The sequence below is a fragment of the Sodalis sp. RH22 genome (assembly GCF_047324165.1).
Lineage (GTDB): Bacteria > Pseudomonadota > Gammaproteobacteria > Enterobacterales > Enterobacteriaceae > Acerihabitans.
This window is the reverse complement of record NZ_CP178731.1, coordinates 4,799,895-4,816,059: the sequence shown is the minus strand read 5'-3', so window position 1 is coordinate 4,816,059 and position 16,165 is coordinate 4,799,895. Positions and strand designations below refer to the sequence as shown.

At 49.5% G+C, this 16,165-nt stretch carries 10 protein-coding genes and 2 pseudogenes; 2 read left to right on the top strand and 10 right to left on the bottom strand.

Annotation, left to right across the window (positions count from 1 at the left end; all coding sequences use genetic code 11):
• Positions 1-6: 6 nt before the first annotated feature.
• Positions 7-294, bottom strand: a pseudogene (locus tag ACL2XN_RS21850) (zincin-like metallopeptidase domain-containing protein); the annotation flags it as partial.
• A gap of 903 nt (positions 295-1,197) precedes the next feature.
• Between ACL2XN_RS21850 and ACL2XN_RS21845 the strand changes: the two are divergent.
• Positions 1,198-3,747, top strand: a complete 2,550-nt coding sequence (locus ACL2XN_RS21845) for a DEAD/DEAH box helicase family protein (protein WP_413729460.1) — start codon at positions 1,198-1,200, stop codon at positions 3,745-3,747.
• 43 nt (positions 3,748-3,790) lie between these two features.
• Entirely contained in the window at positions 3,791-5,824 is a 2,034-nt protein-coding gene (locus ACL2XN_RS21840) for an N-6 DNA methylase (protein ID WP_413729459.1), read from the top strand.
• A gap of 382 nt (positions 5,825-6,206) precedes the next feature.
• Here the strand turns inward: ACL2XN_RS21840 and ACL2XN_RS21835 are convergent, their stop codons facing one another.
• The 9 genes and pseudogenes from ACL2XN_RS21835 to ACL2XN_RS21795 all read right to left on the bottom strand — a co-directional run bounded on the left by ACL2XN_RS21835 (position 6,207) and on the right by ACL2XN_RS21795 (position 15,937).
• Positions 6,207-7,187 carry an FRG domain-containing protein gene (locus ACL2XN_RS21835; RefSeq protein ID WP_413729458.1) on the bottom strand — a complete coding sequence of 327 codons (981 nt, stop codon included), beginning with the start codon at positions 7,185-7,187 and terminating at the stop codon, positions 6,207-6,209.
• Positions 7,188-7,245: 58 nt separating this feature from the next.
• Positions 7,246-7,443: pseudogene (locus tag ACL2XN_RS21830) on the bottom strand (integrase core domain-containing protein); the annotation flags it as partial.
• A gap of 70 nt (positions 7,444-7,513) precedes the next feature.
• Entirely contained in the window at positions 7,514-8,428 is a 915-nt protein-coding gene (locus ACL2XN_RS21825) for a DUF4868 domain-containing protein (protein ID WP_413729457.1), read from the bottom strand.
• 4 nt (positions 8,429-8,432) lie between these two features.
• Positions 8,433-9,014 carry a hypothetical protein gene (locus ACL2XN_RS21820; protein WP_413729455.1) on the bottom strand — a complete coding sequence of 194 codons (582 nt, stop codon included), beginning with the start codon at positions 9,012-9,014 and terminating at the stop codon, positions 8,433-8,435.
• Between the two features lie 377 nt (positions 9,015-9,391).
• Complete coding sequence (locus tag ACL2XN_RS21815; protein ID WP_413729454.1) at positions 9,392-9,787, bottom strand: hypothetical protein; 396 nt, start codon at positions 9,785-9,787, stop codon at positions 9,392-9,394.
• A 21-nt stretch (positions 9,788-9,808) separates the two neighbouring features.
• The gene (locus tag ACL2XN_RS21810) at positions 9,809-12,127 is read right to left on the bottom strand and encodes a hypothetical protein (protein WP_413729453.1); all 2,319 of its coding nucleotides are present in this window, start codon (positions 12,125-12,127) and stop codon (positions 9,809-9,811) included.
• Positions 12,124-14,172: an AAA family ATPase gene (locus tag ACL2XN_RS21805; protein ID WP_413729452.1), complete on the bottom strand. Its 2,049-nt coding sequence runs from the start codon at positions 14,170-14,172 to the stop codon at positions 12,124-12,126. Before ACL2XN_RS21805 ends, ACL2XN_RS21810 begins: the two co-directional genes overlap by 4 nt.
• Entirely contained in the window at positions 14,169-14,699 is a 531-nt protein-coding gene (locus ACL2XN_RS21800) for a hypothetical protein (RefSeq protein WP_413729451.1), read from the bottom strand. Before ACL2XN_RS21800 ends, ACL2XN_RS21805 begins: the two co-directional genes overlap by 4 nt.
• Positions 14,699-15,937, bottom strand: coding sequence for a hypothetical protein (locus ACL2XN_RS21795; protein WP_413729450.1), 1,239 nt, complete (start codon positions 15,935-15,937; stop codon positions 14,699-14,701). The genes ACL2XN_RS21800 and ACL2XN_RS21795 overlap by 1 nt, the downstream gene beginning before the upstream one ends.
• Between the last annotated feature and the right edge of the window lie 228 nt (positions 15,938-16,165).

The window sequence follows — 16,165 nt, the reverse complement described above, 5'->3', positions numbered from 1 at the left end:
TTCCGTTCAAACCTTCTCCATCAGATAATGATGTGCTTTTGATGCCGCGCTGGCGGCTTTGAAAATATAGCGTTTGTCGTTTTTCAACGCTTTCAGCCAGGAAGCGATATAGCTTTCATGCTAAACCTCGCCGACAATCCCTAAATCCGCCATCAGAAAAGCGCTTCCCAGCTCAGCGCACAACTCTTCAAATGCATAATCCTCACTACCAAACCTCCCTTTCATTTCACGGTTCAGACGATTTTTTGCACCGCTCCAATGGACAAGTTCATGCAAACCAGTGGCATAAAAATTGTGCGTATTAGGGTGATTCCGATCACTGATTTCGGCAAACTCGATAACGAATGCTGCAACGATTGTGGGATTTTTAAATTGTTCATGGGTTTCCTCTGAAATAAAAATAAAAGCGGCAGAACCATATGGTTTTGCCGCTAATGAAGCATGTTCAAAGTAATGATATCTATCTGAAAAATAATTAAATAAATGAACTTACCCCACAACAGCTAGCATTGCCTTGATTATGCGGCTTGTTCGACGGCTTTCGGGTTAATATCGCCAAGGCGGCTATGGCGCTGTCTCCGATTGTTGTAGAAAACTCCAATATGATTGAAGATATCTACGCGGGCCAGCTCGAAAGCTTTTAGAAGTGTTTGATTTTTTTGTATTATGTTTCCCGTTTGTTGGTTTTGCACTATTGACGGTGTGAACAATAGGCGCATTGCTGCGGCATGTTTAAAACAAACAGTGGTATCACTCCATATGTTCTACTGGTTCAAGCACGATGTGTGAGTTGTCTTCTTTGAACAAATAAAAATGACCTGTCCGGAGTGAAATGCAGCCTATTGTGTATTCGATCGCATAAGGCACTATTGCCGTCAACTATCTGAATTTATAGATCTTTTTCGCTGAGGTTTATTCTACTGATATGGTATTGTTCCCAACAAGAATGGTGGAAGTACACTGCAAAATGCAGTACATTTGCGTTACATCACTGACGAGACGACGCCATGCCACGCCTGAAGGACGAGACTATATCCATACGCACTCTACCGAGATCAAGCAGCTTTTACGCTTGGCCGCTGAACGTAGGCATCGATCCGTGGCGTCCATGATCGAAATTTTGGTGTTAGAGTACGCCCGCACGCATGACCTGCAACCAGTCCCTCAAGGTGGCTCAACCAAGGGAGATGCTTAAGGATGGCAAACGCAAAGGAAGCACAAGCTCGCATCAAGATCAACAAGCTACTGGAGACGGCCGATTGGCGATTTTTCGATGATTCTAAAGGCAAAGCCAATGTGGCCCTTGAGCCAAACGTCAAGTTGAGTCAAGGACAGGTAAACGATCTGGGCAATAACTTCGAATCGACCAAGAATGGCTTTGTCGATTTCCTGCTACTGGACGAGCGTAGCTTCCCTCTGGTCGTTCTGGAGGCAAAGTCCGAAGACAAGAATCCACTCGTGGGCAAGGAGCAGGCACGCAAGTACGCTAAGTCGCTGAACTGCCGGTTCGTGATCCTCTCTAACGGCAACCTACACTATTTCTGGGACTTGCAGCAGGGTAATCCGCACGTCATCACGGCTTTCCCTACACCCGACTCGCTCAAGAGCTATCAAAAGTTTGAACCTGATCAGAGACGTTTGATCACCGAAACGGTCGGGCGCGATTATATCGTCCAGACTCAATTGCCTAGCTACGAGAAAGAGGCAGGTTGGCTCAATGCTGACGAGCGCTCAACCTTCGTCGCCAAGAACAAGCTACGCTTCCTGCGGGACTACCAGAAGAAGGCGCTCAACGCGATCCAAGACGCCGTAGCTGATGGTTCGACCCGCTTCCTGTTCGAAATGGCTACCGGCACTGGCAAGACCCTGACGTCTGCTGCCGTCATCAAACTATTCTTGCGCACCGGCAACGTTCGCCGCGTCCTGTTCTTGGTGGATCGTCTGGAGCTGGAGGAGCAAGCCACGAAAGCGTTCAAGGATTATCTGAAGAACGATTATGCCACGGTCATCTACAAAGAGCGTCGCGATGACTGGTGTAAGGCCGAGATAGTCGTCACTACGGTGCAGTCACTGCTGTTCAACAACAAGTACAAGCGGCTATTCTCGCCCACGGACTTCGACTTGGTTATCTCTGACGAAGCGCACCGCTCCATCGGCGGTAATGCGCGTGCTGTCTTTGAGTACTTTGTCGGCTACAAGCTTGGCCTGACCGCGACACCACGCGACTACCTGAAGAGCTTTGACACCAGCAAGCCCACTACCCGCGATCCGCGTGAACAAGAGCGTCGTTTGCTGCTGGACACCTACCGCACCTTCGGCTGCGACTCTGGGCAACCAACCTTCCGCTATTCCCTACTGGAGGGTGTGAAGGATGGCTTCCTGATTAACCCCGTGGTGGTCGATGCTCGAACAGACATCACTACCAAGCTGTTGTCCGAACAAGGCTATGCCGTGATGACTCCGGCCGGTGAAGATGGGGAGCAGGAGCAAAGTTTTGTCTCCAAGGACTTTGAGAAGAAATTCTTTTCCCAGGCGACCAACGCGCTGTTCTGCCAGACCTTCCTCAAGAACGGCCTCCGTGACCCAGTAACTGGTGAGTTTGGCAAGGGCTTGGTCTTCGCTGTCAGCCAAAACCATGCTGCACAGCTGACCCAAATCATGAACGAGTTGGCAGACGTACTGTGGCCCGGCAAGTATCAGTCGGACTTCGCGGTACAAGTGACTTCCAGCGTGCCGGACGCCCAGCAATACACTATCAACTTCACCAACAACAAACTGCTGGGATCTGCCAACTTCAACTTGCTGTATAAGACCAGCAAGGCGCGTGTTTGCGTCACCGTGGGCATGATGACCACCGGCTACGACTGCCCGGACATCTTGAACCTGGCGTTGATGCGCCCAGTGTACTCGCCGACAGATTTCGTGCAGATAAAAGGGCGCGGCACGCGCAAGCACAACTTCCTTGAACAGTTGTTCGATAACGATCTGAAGACGCTGATCAACCAGCCCGAGAAGGCCCGCTTCAAACTCTTCGACTTCTTTGCAAACTGCGAGTACTTCGAGGAACAGTTCGATTACGACGAAGTTATCAAGCTGCCGGCACGCAGCAGCGAGGGGCTCGCTCAGGGGGGCGAACCGCCATCGGCAACGGGTGGGCAGTATGTGTACACCGGCACCGACGCCATACACCATGTGTCCGAACAGCAAATCGGCTGCGAAGGCATGAAGATAGACCGGATGTTCTTTGAGAAATTCGAGGAGCAGGTTAAGGCCGACCCCACGCTGCAACAACAGATGGAAAACGAGCAATGGGAGCAGGCAATCGACTACGTCACCAGCCACCTGTTCGACAAGCCTAACGAGTACTTCAATCTCGACAAATTACGCCGTTCAGCCGGGGTGGATCGTCGCCTGAGCCTGAAGGAAATTCTCCAAAAAATCTTCGGTCTAATCCCGTACTTTAAGAGCAAGGACGAGCTGTTGGAAGACGAATTCCATGAGTTACTGCTTGCCAACCAGAGCAAGCTGACCGAAGACCAGGGGACTGCCGTGCTGGCCATGAAGTACTTCTTCAAGGCGTATGCCACCGATGCTGCCTTGCGCGCCATCATTGATGATAAGCGTTTTGGAGAGCTGAACGTCAATCCGGCCTTCGGTGTGGGTGACCTGTGTGCAGTGCCACCCGAGTGGCGCGAAGGCATACCAGAGTACGTCAAAGACTACGTACCGCTAAACCAATTCATGTAAGACATTTTTAGGTTGCCTTAGGCAGCCGATTGAGAAAAACACCATGCTGGACACTGATACCAAACGCCGAATCGACTCCTGCCGCGACATCCTCGTCGGCAAGGTGCCTGACCCCAAGAGTCAGGTTGAGCAGATCACCATCGCGCTCATCTATAAGTTCATGGATGACATGGATGCGCAATCTGAAGAGTTTGGCGGCAAACGCAGCTTCTTCGTAAATGGCTTCGAGAAATACAGCTGGAGCAAGCTGCTAGCGCCTAGCATGGGAGGCCAGGACACGCTGAATCTCTACTCCGAGTCTATCGGCAAGATGACCGAGAACACGCGCCTGCCAGCCTTGTTCCGCGACATCTTCAAAAATGCCTACTTGCCGTACCGCGACCCCGAAACGCTGAAGGCGTTTCTGAAGGAAATCGATGGCTTCTCCTACGACCATTCCGAGCGATTGGGTGACGCCTTCGAATACCTGCTATCGGTGCTGGGCAGCCAGGGCGATGCGGGCCAATTTCGCACGCCTCGACACATTATTGATTTCGTGGTTCACGCGGTTGGGCCGGGAAAAAATGACAGAATTTTGGACCCTGCTTGTGGCACTGCCGGGTTCCTAATTTCCGCGTACAAACATATCCTTAAAGAAAACACGCCAGTTGATGAACGGAATAACGGGCAACTACTAAAAGGTGCCTCAGTCGCAGAGACATCAATTGAAAGTCCAATGCACTATAGTGGGAGCCTTCTTACTCCAATAGAGCGCCAAAGAATTCATGTAAATATCAAAGGATTCGATATTTCACCGGATATGGTGAGGATTTCATTAGTAAATCTGTACTTACATAACTTTCGGTCCCCATTAATCGAAGAATATGACTCGTTGACTCAAGAGGACCACTGGCTAGAGAGTTATGACACGATACTAGCCAATCCGCCGTTTATGACCCCAAAGGGGGGAATCAAACCCCACAAAAAGTTTAGCTTACAGTCAAAACGAGCTGAATTACTTTTTCTTGACTACATCGTTGAGCACTTGTCACCTACGGGCAAGGCCGGAGTGATTGTGCCCGAGGGGATTGTTTTTGTCGGTCAGTCAGCTTTCACTGGGATGCGAAAGCGATTGATTCAAGAAAAATCTCTAATCGCAGTCGTTGAATTGCCTCACGGTGTATTCAAACCATATGCTAGCGTAAAAACTCATATCTTAATTATTGATAAGCAGATAGCTAAAAATACAGACGAGGTTTTGTTTATCAACATTGGGGCTGATGGGTATACACAGACTGATACCAGACAAGCAGTGGATGAGAACGAACTACCAATAGCGTTGGAAATAATTGATAAATTTAAACGCAATCAGTTAGCAAGCATCCGTGATTGTTCACATCCGAATTTCATCACGGTCAAAAGAGAACATATTCTTGCGTCAGCCAAATGCCATTTGGTTGGTCGGTGGTACATGTTGGAGAGAAAATTCCAAGAGCTTCGAGAGCACATGCCTGGAGCGAAAAGCTTGGGAGAAATTTGCTACATCCATAGAGGTCAGCATTCCAACATGAGCTCTCAGTCCGGTGATTTCCCCCTTGTGGTTCCCGCTGTGGATAGGAAATCATCAGCAGATTACTCGTTTGACTTCAAGGCAAGCTGCATTCCCCTTGTTTCTTCATCAGGACACGGAAAGGCCGACATTAAGCGCCTTCACTATCAAGAGGGCAAATTCGCGCTTGCGGACACTATGTGCTGCCTAGAAGTAAAGAATTCCGAAGAAGTGGAAATGAGGTATGTTAATGAATATCTATCAAAGTTTAAAGATGAACTTCTGGTGCCCATGATGTGCGGAGCCACAAACGTAACACTAGATCAGAATGATATTAAGAAAATTCTCATTCCTCTTCCGAGTATTGAAGAACAGCGAAAAATTGCACGCGGAATTCTCGCAAAAGAAGCAGCAGAAAAGCTTCAAGTTATCAGATATGAGATTTGTTTTGGTATTACCTCATCGGAAGATATTGCCCAAGAAAATGGCGTTCAGATTTCCAGACTTCTTGCGATTAGAGATTCATCACCACCACTAGAGATTTCATAATCACTTGGTTTTGTGCTTAGCGGGGGCAAATGATTCTTTATTTCTGCCAGTGACTAAATTTAGGACTCAACTCATATAAGCCATGGTCAGAAACAGGAGTAGACGATCATCTCATATCGGTTTCAGGGGGTGAAATGAGAGTGAGGGAACGGTATTTATTTAACAAAGCGAGATGCCCGAACGCTTACATCCAATTTTATCGGAAACGCAAAAAGTATTGCCCGGTCAATATGGAACGGGAAGGTGAGTTCGCCAGCCGGTTACCTAATGAGGCCTGAGAGAACGGATGTTCATCAGGGCTCATTGAAGCCGAATTTATGTTTGTGACTTCATTGTCAGGAAAAAAACGCCCACTCTTGCATTAAGTAGTTGTCCATATATATTATTTATTAAAAAATTGTAAGTATTTATTAGCATGATTAAATGCTAGAGCCTGCGCAAGTCCCGCTATGGATGGGTAGATTTTAGAAGTAACAAATCCAAGATTTATTAACTCGATTCTTATATCATAAGGGTTTACTATTTCTATTTTCCACAAATTTTTTGGATTTTTAGATGTAAATGGCTCTAGAAGATTGTTCTGGAATGTAAACATACATTCCTGTGCTTCCATACGTTTATCAAAACGAAAATGTGTTATGCATATAGGTGAAGACGGAATAAACTCAATTTCTCCTACCGCCAATTTTCGAAATTTGTAACTAGCAGCCTTGCCTGCTTTATGAAAATCAAATGAATTGTCTTTAGGATTAGTATATTTATTTACTTTTCCCATGTCGTGAGTATTATAGCCAGCTTCATAGCCCAAAGTAAATTCATCACCCGTCAGAGTACTTTCTGTACTATAGTCATAAACGGCTGCTTTCTCATGTGATTGTGGTGAACTCTTCTCCACTGCAAAATACAATGCGACTAGTGGGTTGAGAGACCAGTCCATAAATCGAGTCGGCAGGCCATGATGCTGCGCCAGTAATAGTAGGGACAGATCAGAGTTAAACAGATATTCTTTATGTTCTATTTCGTTCAAATACGTTGGCAACATGTTTTTAAAGTTTGAGTAAGCACTATAAATGCTATCTATTTTATCTCGGTGCGTTTTTTTAAATGCTGAGGTTTTGAAAATGTCCTCAAATTCTTCTGAGTCGATATCTATTTTACCAAAATTTGATTCAATTTCTTGCTGTGTGGGAATTATCTTCCTGGTCAGCGAGGAAAGAAGCGGCCAGGTTGTGCTTTGCTGGCCTCGATATAAATTTCCGTAAATATCATCACCGTTTTCTTTCTTACAAAGCTCAAGAAATTGGGCGACTGTGCTAGCAGTGCCGACGCAACGTGTTTTATCGTCCTGATAAAGCGTTTTCATTATGTAAGCCTTTTAGGAGGGTAATCCCCCCATTTTCAACAGGGAGCATAAGTATAATTCATGCCTTAGATGCAAGTTCCCGCATCGCCGTTATCCCACCCAATTCCATGTGTGGGCGTTCATGATTGTAGGTTCATAACCATCGGGTGGCATAGTCCTGTACTTCTGTAAGATAACTAAACACGTATTGATTTAGCCAGTCATAACGTACTGTTCAGTTAAAATGTTCTATATAAGCATTTTGCTGTGGCCCCGGCAACAAGCATGGGTTGAAAAAAGAGAGCGTTATTAAACGCACCTATTTAGATGAAATAATTTCCCATAGACTAAACTTGCGTTGCATCTGGTACGTCATAAATCAGGTCAGTTACTTCACTCGTTAATCTGTGGTCTAATAAAACATTGATGATAGTTTTAATTGTTTGGTCACTTGGGATAAGTTGACCACTTTGTGGATCAAAATTTAATCCCCATGCACGTCGGTTATTGACAGCTTGTACTGTTTGCAAAAATTGAGGAGAAAGGTAGAGTTTTCTCTCTTCAATTCTCGCCATACGACGAAGTTGAATTGAGTTAGTACCAACATGATTAATTAATGCAGCCATGTCTGTAAATAAGCCTGAAAAAGTAGGTGTTATCTGTAGTGAAGCAAACGCTTGGGTATAAGAAGCTTTGTGTTCCATAGCTGATTCGAAAGCTCTTTTATTTGCCATGAATATGGACGTATCAATTGCATAGAAATCGAAATTTTTTTCGATGACAAAAGCTTCATCCTCTGCGGAAGAAAGTTCACCATTTCTGAAAATTATATTAATATGCGTTTTTAAAAATGATGTTTTCCAATTTTTAGCGCTTTTCTTCACAGCGTAGACTGTCTGACCGTTATGAGTGAACTTAACCATATAACCGCTCACATTTTTTAGATCTTTAATCTCACTTAATCGGTGATCTGGTTCCGGTCTGTCAACCAAGTTTTTTAGAATTGCGAAATCACTACCAGCGATATCTGTGCTTAAGCAACTGTTTTCATTGGTTTCAGCAAGATAACTATACGCTGCAAATTCCGTTATTCGCATAAGTTCCGCTTCAATTATCGTTACAAGCTTACTGTTCAAGTCAGGATCAGTTTGAACATAATGAGTTACGAATTGACTCGCCGAAGCACTTCTTTTAAATACCCATAAATGAACATCACTGTTCGAGTAGTCATGATTACGAAGTGCATCAAAATGTCTTTGCATTTTTTTATCCTTTAACTATGTAGAAATCTTGTATAGTTTGCGCTGAAAAAATTTCAGTATTCATCCTGCCGCGTTTAAGAATTCGTACATCCTTATCAACATTGCTGATAATTATGGTCGCCTCATAAAGCCGCCAACCAAAAAACAAAAGGAGAGGATTCATAAGAATCTGACCCGATTTATAGGTTATTGCGAACATCCAAAGAAGGAATACTATGAATCCGTAAAATTTTTGAGGGTCATCATAGCTAATCCCCATAAATGATACGACATATGGAAATGTATAGTTAATAATTTCATTTGGTATTGGCTTAAAATTTTTGACTTTTATGGTGAAAGGATAGTTTATCTTCTTTAGAGATGAACGGACTATAAAAGTAGCAATCATAGTGATAAGCAAAAAAGATATAGAGATTAAAGGATTAGAAAATGGTAAAAAAACACAGGTATTCTTTGTAAAACTAGCTGCATTACACAATGGCTGGCTCCACCATACCTTGGGAATATCTTGAATTGCTAAAATCAGTGCCAATGGCAAATATGAGCCAATGAAAATAAAAAAACCCGGAATCAATTGAAATTGCATCTCATTTTACCTGGCTATAGATACGTTAATACTCAACATCCAGCTTCTAGTTAATCTTCTAAAATTTTGACTGACAGCAGCATGCAACGCCTTCCAGCTCAATCTATTTATAACGATCAGATTCAAAAAGTAAGCGTTTTAACCTTGAATGGCTCAAATGCTTAACGTAATTGATCCTTATACTGCCATATTGATTGCACTGATCATAGAACCTTTGGTCAAAAAACACGTGCATTCTACAAAATTGTCAGGCAGAAACACCAACCTCAGTTTGTTGAGGATGTTGATGATTTGTTCGCCAAGTTACCACCTATTGGACTTTCCTTACTCCCGTGGGGCTATAGGCCAGGAATGTCCACCGTTCTAGGACTAGCCCATTAGCGGATATTCGAATCATCGAGATGATGTAGCACTTTTCGACTCCCGCCCTTATTGTCGGGGCCGTACTTCAGCAGAACTTCGAAATCTCCAACCGAACAGGGCTCGGCATTGTCCATTTTGATTTGAACGACAAGCTTATATCCATAGGCGACAGTCGTATTGGGTTGCACGCGCCCTAGCATGTAAGGTTCTAAATCCGCCTCCAGATCTTCCTCGTTTGCTGATTCCAACACTAGGCGCGTAGCCTCTTTGGAAATGAGGGGGAGTTGCAGGGCTACAAGGATCGAGACATCGAGCTGATAGTCGAAACCAGCTTGAGCAACTGCCGCGCCCCGCAGGGAACGCTTTGTTTTCACGCTATCAGTCAAGGGAGGATCGACGCGTTTGAACACGATTGCTTCCTATTTCTACGATTATTTGTCGACATCGTCGAATACCGAGCGCTTTGTGACGACGGAAGTGGAAGGTGGAGTGTCCTCCTTTTTTTGCGTTACGATGTGCGTCCAATCCGCTTCGTCTTCGGAGTCTCTATCACGCTCGCGCCTGCGCTCTTCAAGAGACTCGATTGAGCGACTCAGGTGATCACGCGTGTCGTCGATCAAGGCCGTGGCGTCTGTGTCAACACCAATCGCCTCAATGCGGTCAAGCATGCAGAGAAGCTTCTTAAAATGGCTTTCAGGCTCTTCGTCCAAGTCGGCGTCGGCGGCGATCTCGTCGATCCGTTCTTCGAGCGACGGCAGTACAGTCGTCCGCAGCGCTAAACCCACACCGATAAGCTTTAGCGGTGGTATGACCGCTAACATTTGTGGTTCGTCGAAGAAAGAGATATCAAGACCGTTGAGCACGACAGATTCCAGCTTGTCGGCTACATCCGATCGCAGATCGTCAGGCAAGACGCTGAAGTGATGAGCACGTGCGTAGGTGGCGAACTGGGGATTATTGCTGGCGGGATCGGATTGCCAACAAGACCGTCGAAGTAGATTTGGAAATTGTTCGATGGCTTTGATGAACACAGCCGTACTCGAACGGTAGGATAGGAAGTGGAACAACATCCAATTGCAGTGCCTTTCGTCGGGCGTGCGGCCAAGTCGTGCGACCAGTTCGTCATCGAGCGTCGCCGGGATGACAAGCGCATCTCGAATGAGCGGCGAGTCCTCACACGTGAAGCTGCTAAGAATAGTGTCGATAGTCGCGCCTCGAATGAGAGCTGCCATCATATGGGGCTTCTGGCGCAGAATCTCCGTTAGGGCGTCGGAGATCGTTGGATGGGCGAAGGTCCATTTTGATCCGGAGAGCTTCAGGAACGAGCCTTTCAGCTCAGCGAAACAATCCTGAATCTTAGTGAGAGCATACCCCGTTAGCTCCGAGACTGCCTGTGCAGCCGAAGCGTCATGATCGCTGGGATCGAAGCCGGCTTGATGGACGTAAACGAGGATGAGCGCGGCCTGTAGCTGATCATCTAAGGCGTTGACGGTATCGACCAGATGCTCTTTCGGCTCCTCCATGAATCGGACGAGGGGGCTTTCGCGAGGCGCTAGACCCTTGGTGAAGTTTGGGTCTCCGAGACGTTCGGCGATTCCAGGGAGGAAATCGCGAACTGCGGCGACTGCGGCCAGATGCGGCTTGACGCTCGATTTCCAGCTCTGACTCTGCTCGCCGAAATTCACATGGTTATAGATAATCTGCGCTTTCTCTTCGGATGTAAGCTCACCGACATCCACCACGGCGCTGCCATCTGCGAATTGAGCAAGGTTGCGCTGTCCGAGCCGCCGCCGCGCCGCTTCATAGATATGCTTGCGGGAGGTTAGGAGAAAGCGATTACCATGCTTAATCGCGGCTCGCAGCTTGGAGAAGGTCGACGCCCAGTCCTGAACGTAGTCTTCACGCAGCACATTCGAGCCGAAGGCATCGTCGATCCAGAAGAAGCGCCCTGGGTCATTGGGATTCCAACCAGCCTCAAAATCGCGTGGACTGGTCAGGGCAAATACGGTACTTTCCGGATTTTCCGATGCAATGGTCGACACGATGGCGCCAATTGTCGATTTTCCACTTGATGGATTGCCCAGCAGCAGTACTACTCCATGCTTGGAGATCGCGTTGACCGCGGCGCGATGGGCCTGAGTCGGCACATAGGTGCGAAGTTTTGGGATCCAACTGTCAAGTAGTGCTCGGCTCTGCTCACTGAGCCGCTCATCCACGATTGAAGTGAGGTCCCCAAGGCCGTATACCTGCGGGACAAGAGCCCGCAAGCGCGCACTGCTCTTGATAACGCGGATGATATACTGGCGACCAAAAATGTGCGGCTTACGCACACCAAGTGCCCTGAGTTTAGCACGCATTGCGGCTGCGACGGGCGCATCCAGGCTCATATTCGTCATGAAGGCGTAAGTGTCCGCCTGGCCGGCTTTGACTAGCTCTTCGACATGATCGATCTCAACTGTAAGATCGCTAAGCTTCAGCGCTTTTACGGCATCGGAAGTATGCTTGCACTGGACCGTGCCAATCGGCGGAGCGTCGTTTCCCGCAGGAATGAGGAAGACCGCGTCTTGACCGCCGTCTTGGGCTTCGCGGAAGATTTCCACGGGTCGGCCGAGTATGACCTCACATACCTGCGAGCATAGATCCTGAAACGCGCGCCAACCGATGGTATGAAGCGCCAAATCGCTCCAAGGGCCGTGCGCTCGACGCTCGAACAATGGCGGACGCTCGATTAATGCACTCTCGACCTTCATGCAGTGGCGACGCCGCGTAGAACACCAACCGGCATCGGATGAATTTCCTGGTCTGTAACCATACTCGTTGCGCCGAACGGTCCAGGATTGATGTCAATACGCCGGCCGCCCTCAGTCGCGGTGGATACCAAGCGGCGGCATAAGAGATCGGCGAGCGCTGGATCCTCAACGGCGCAGATGATCTGACGCCCATCCATGCGGAGAGTGGCGAGCACTTCCACTAGGTGAAGGGCCCTAAAATCGTCGATGTGCTGAACGGGGTCGTCGAGTAGGAGTGATCTGAGTGGTGTCCAAGCCCGCGCGAGATGGACTGAGAGAAGGAAAGCGAGACCAGCGGCACGACGTTGACCGCTGCTGAAAACAAATTGCGGGTTCAGGCCGTCTCCGACCTTAAGACTCAAAAAACGACGGACATCGCCGCGAATGCTGTAATCTATTGTCCGCCAATCGGTATGCGGTCGCAGGCGCTGGTACAGTTCGTTAAGGAGCGGACTGATCTGAGCGAGACGCTCATCAATTATTTCGGCACTCACACGCCTAACCGAGCGTTCGATTTCGTGGGCCGCTGTAACGGCATTTTGTGATTGGTTGACCGCCTGCGCCAGCTTCTCTATTTCAGCTCGCAGCGCCGAGATGCTGCTTTCAATCGACGATATTCGCGACACCGCATGCGAGGCCTCTAGCACAAGTAGCGCACGCTCGAGGTTAATCAACCGGTCGCGTTCGAGAGAAATGGCCTGCTCTAGACTGTCAGGATACTGAATGAAGCTGTGCTCTAGCCCCCACTGATTGTAAAAATCGACATGTGTCGCTTCCTGCTCACGCAGTCGGCGCAGTTCGTCTGCATGAGTTTGTACCGTGGCGGTAGCTGTCTGAAACGTGAGGCTGTGTAGACGCGCGTTCTCTTTCGCGATGGCGAGGTCATTGCGGGCTGCCTGAACACCCGACGCCAGTGATGCTATACGTCGCCGTGTAGCGGCTAGACCGGCTGTAAACTCGTCCGGCGTCCGATAAGCTGCGCATAACGGGCAATGATCTTCGTGCAGCCCGAGGTGCTCACCATGCTCGACTAGAAGACTCAGCGACGCCGCGATCGCATCCATCTCTTCTTCGCGCGCGAGGCGTTGTTCAGCTTCCGAGACCGCTTGTTGTACAGCCTGATGCTCGCGCTGCGCCGCTTCGTGCACCCTTGATGCGGCCTCACGAGCCACAATAGCCTCCGGAGTGTTGTAGGCCGCCTGCGCCGACGCAACCTCACGACCGAGTTGAAGCGCTTCGCCCATTCGACTCAACCGGGCTCGTCCGTTCGCGAGTGCATTTCGACCCGCAGCCAGTCGTGCCGTCAGCTCTGGCGGCGCATCCGGCGCGGCAGCACCGATTATTTGGAGGGCAGAGGATACATCACCTGACCGGCTAAGAGTGGCTTGCGTCTCAGACTGTTGCGTCAGTCGGTCCGCCAACCGCGAACGGGCACCCTCATAAGCGGTCTCGTCTTTAGAGTGCGCGGTTTCGGCAGCCGCCACAACTTCCTTAGCTCGCCTACCCGCCTCTGAGCCTTCTAAAGCACCGAGCGCCGACCGTACTAGATCAAATCGTTCCGTTTCGGTAAGGTCCAGGCTGAGTGCAGCGATCCATTCGTCGCGAATGATTGAGGTTCGGGTGAGCTGCCGGAGTGCGTTGTCTGGCGCAGGCCCGCAGCAAAGCGCGACCTGGATTTCTTCCGCTGAACGATCAGCGCCCGACTCGCGAGTGCGAGTAATGGTGAAGGGCTTGCTGTCGTCGTCGACGAACGAGACCGTTACATAGTGAGCCTTAGGAACACCTTCGCCACGCCACCATAAATAATCGCTGAGGCTTTCCTTCGCCGCTTTCTCGACAGCATATTTGTCGATGGAACCGGTGATCGCGAACTCAACCGCATCGCATAACGTGCTCTTGCCCACGCCGTTCCGCCCAGTGATAACTGTGAAGCCCCGTCCGAAGGTGATCTGGACGAGATCCCTGAATCCACGAAAACCGCATATTTCAATGAAGTCGAGTCTCATGATGTCGCCCCCAAGATGCGAGCGATCTCCGCCGGTGTGGCCTCTTTGAGGAATGCGGTAACGGCCTCAGGAGGAATGCCCGTCAGTCTGGTGCGCAGTCTCGATTCGAAGTTAGACGCGCCAAGCTGTGGCTTGGCGCGTAAGGACAGCAGTGGGAGGAGCGCCTTCTCAACGTCATCCGCTGTAGTGATCGAGGCCCTGGCGATCTTTCGGGTCAGAGAAAAATCCTCTTCGATTCGCTCGATCTCGCGCCCTAGGCGCACATCTTGACCCGGGGTCAGAAAGACAGAATAGACGTTCCAAGCTTTCGCTCCTGCTCCACGTAACGAAGCGGCGTGGCGGGTGAGCACAGCTTGTTGGTCTGCACGCCAGGTATCGAGCAGGGTATCTGCGGTGTCGAAAACGTGGACGAATCCCATTAGCGCCGCGTTTTCGAAACAAGTCACAGGGCCGGTCGAGCCACTCCATATCCAAGTTTCATATTGGACGTCGCGAAGGAGGATTTCGGCTTGCGTGAAAATGTCCATTAGATTCCCAACACCGCTCTTGCCCCAGGGAAGTCGTACCATTCGCCCGCTGGGCCAGGACGAATGACGTCACCGACGCGTCCGCTGCGGACGACGTTATCCGGCACGCCCACGTCGATCGCGCCCACTGCCACAACGATGTCTGATTGTATCGCGGCAGGGGGCTCAACGAATTTTCCGCGCAATGTTCCAAGGATGGATTGCGCTCCGTTGAGAACACGGATGCTCCGGCCGTTCAGTTCATAACCGTCGGCGCGTTGAACAGCCCCAGCCTGACGTAGCAGTAAGTGGAAGAAGCCGAGGGCTTCAGGATTTGCTGGGCGTAGGAGCTTGGCTGGCTCTGCCGCCGGGACGCCTTCGGCATCCCGCCTTAAGCCATACAACTCCTCGCTATCGAAATTCCCGATATTTAGCCAAGTTGGGTCGCACTGGACCCCAGTGGCTTGCTCGAAGGCGGCCCGTCCGGCATCCAGAACCTGCCGAAGGTAATTAAATGAGAATGTGCGACGAAGCTCGTCAAGCGCCACAGCCCCAGACTCTTGGACATGTTCGAACGTTACGTTTTGCGCGTGCGCTATTTTCCAGAGCTGCGGGGCCTTCTGCTCGAGTGCGTTTGTTGGCGACAGGTCGATAACAGTCACGGACAGTGGTTGGACATCGATCAGCGCTTCACCGATCACGGCATTGAGGTATTCCCAGTCTGACCAGAAGCCGACGACAAGCAGGTCCTTCTGCCGAAGGTTGGCAGCCATCCAAACTTTGCTTCGCGCAATTCGTGCCGAGATGGCCGGATCATCAAGTTGCGAAGGCGCCCAAACCGTGGCTGGCCGATCGCGGAGAGAACAGCCATGGAATTTCAACAGGGGTGCCTGACAAACGAAATCGGCGGTGGCTTCGTCTCCGTCGAGCGAGCCACGGAAATCCGCACCATAGTCCCACGCACGTCGCTCAATGAGCGTGTCGTAGTTGCTCGATAAGCCGGCAATGGCGGCGCGAGTGATGAGAAAATCTGCTATCGCAGCATGCCCAATGTTCGGAGGCCGCACAAAAGCCGGCCAGGGCACGAGATGCTCGATGAAAACCGATTGAAGAGTGTTGAGTCCTGCGAAGTGTTCGGCGAACGCCTCAAGATTGCCTCGAAGAACGACGTTGCAATTTGGATCCGACTCAAGGCGGTATTTGTCAAAGCAGCGCTCTGCGACTGTTCTCGCTGACGGCAGGTTGCTGGGAGGAGCCATAGAAAGCCCAGCGCCGCATACCACCAGAAGGCGGCCGGTGTTCATAGAGGCTAGTAGTCGAGCGATTGTCTCAGGCGTCAAGCAACCCCCCTCCAAGAAATATCTCGCCAATCTGATTCAGTTGCGATTTTGTCGATCTGATTGATAGTATTAGTGGCGCTCACTCTTGTCTACCCACTTTCACTTTCTCGAAGTAATTTTTGATCTAATTTACGATCGGATGGACCA

Coding starts and splice junctions, on each gene's coding strand:
- ACL2XN_RS21820 (WP_413729455.1), bottom strand. CDS start 9,014: ATGCAATTTCAATTGATTCCGGGTTTTTTTATTTTCATTGGCTCATAT.
- ACL2XN_RS21805 (WP_413729452.1), bottom strand. CDS start 14,172: ATGAGACTCGACTTCATTGAAATATGCGGTTTTCGTGGATTCAGGGAT.
- ACL2XN_RS21795 (WP_413729450.1), bottom strand. CDS start 15,937: ATGGCTCCTCCCAGCAACCTGCCGTCAGCGAGAACAGTCGCAGAGCGC.
- ACL2XN_RS21825 (WP_413729457.1), bottom strand. CDS start 8,428: ATGCAAAGACATTTTGATGCACTTCGTAATCATGACTACTCGAACAGT.
- ACL2XN_RS21800 (WP_413729451.1), bottom strand. CDS start 14,699: ATGGACATTTTCACGCAAGCCGAAATCCTCCTTCGCGACGTCCAATAT.
- ACL2XN_RS21835 (WP_413729458.1), bottom strand. CDS start 7,187: ATGAAAACGCTTTATCAGGACGATAAAACACGTTGCGTCGGCACTGCT.
- ACL2XN_RS21845 (WP_413729460.1), top strand. CDS start 1,198: ATGGCAAACGCAAAGGAAGCACAAGCTCGCATCAAGATCAACAAGCTA.
- ACL2XN_RS21840 (WP_413729459.1), top strand. CDS start 3,791: ATGCTGGACACTGATACCAAACGCCGAATCGACTCCTGCCGCGACATC.
- ACL2XN_RS21810 (WP_413729453.1), bottom strand. CDS start 12,127: ATGAAGGTCGAGAGTGCATTAATCGAGCGTCCGCCATTGTTCGAGCGT.